Origin of the sequence: Clostridium sp. HV4-5-A1G (assembly GCF_900184915.1) — a bacterium.
GTDB classification, from domain to species: domain Bacteria; phylum Bacillota; class Clostridia; order Clostridiales; family Clostridiaceae; genus Clostridium_B; species Clostridium_B aromativorans.
Genome location: NZ_FXYI02000363.1, coordinates 1 through 888 on the forward strand (window position 1 = coordinate 1; position 888 = coordinate 888).

Sequence of the window (888 nt, forward strand, 5' to 3'; positions counted from 1 at the left end):
TTATTATTCAAATATTAATAAAAAATGGTATAATAATTAAGAAGAATTTGAGATCTGTTATAACAACAATAAACTGAGATAGAGGTGAATTAAATGGTTTCTAAAGAAGTTATAGTTAAAAGCCCTACAGGATTACATGCAAGACCTGCAACACTACTGGTTAAGAAAGCTTCTTCATTTAAATCTGATTTATCCATAGAATTTGATGGAAAAAAGGCGAATATAAAAAGTTTAATTGGAGTACTTTCATTAGGTGTAACCAAGAATTCAACTGTTAAAATAACTGCATCTGGTGATGACGAGTCATTGGCCATAGAAGAAATTATCAAATTAATAAATTCATTGGAAACATTATAGTCAATTTTAATTGAGTGATTTTTGGTTAAAGTGGAGTCCTATTATGGGTAGTGTTTTTCCACCTCAACCTTTTACAAAAACCAATGCTTGATAAAAGAATAACTGTGAATAAAATAGAAGACCAATGAAAGGTCTTCTCATTTTATTTGCAGCTGTTTTTAGTTTTAAAAAGCAATATAATCATGTCAATACCTGCTACACCTATGAGTATGTCTATTATCCTTCCGATTAGATTGGAAGGTTCACCAAATATAATTTGAATTATGTTAAAATTAAATAAACCTATAAGTCCCCAAATTATTGCACCTATGATGGTCAATATTAAAGAAATTTTGTCTATTATACTGAATTTATACATACTTTCATTTACTGAGGCTGTATAAGTCATTCTTAGATTCGAACCTCAATAAAAATTCACCTCCATACAATATACTTTTTCTAATTAAAGTATATTAGTAACTTTGTAAAATAGAACAGTTTGTACACTTTTATAAGATTATACGAATATAATAATATAATATAATATAAATA

At 27.0% G+C, this 888-nt stretch carries 2 protein-coding genes; one reads left to right on the forward strand and one right to left on the reverse strand.

All coding sequences use genetic code 11. The features are described 5' to 3' along the window. Positions 1-93 precede the first annotated feature (93 nt). Complete coding sequence (locus J5G60_RS18520) at positions 94-357, forward strand: HPr family phosphocarrier protein (protein WP_150359086.1); 264 nt, start codon at positions 94-96, stop codon at positions 355-357. A 142-nt stretch (positions 358-499) separates the two neighbouring features. Here J5G60_RS18520 and J5G60_RS18525 read toward each other — a convergent pair whose 3' ends face one another. Continuing rightward, positions 500-745 (reverse strand): DUF378 domain-containing protein, encoded by a 246-nt coding sequence (locus tag J5G60_RS18525; protein ID WP_378061205.1) that lies wholly within the window; start codon positions 743-745, stop codon positions 500-502. Positions 746-888: the final 143 nt, after the last annotated feature.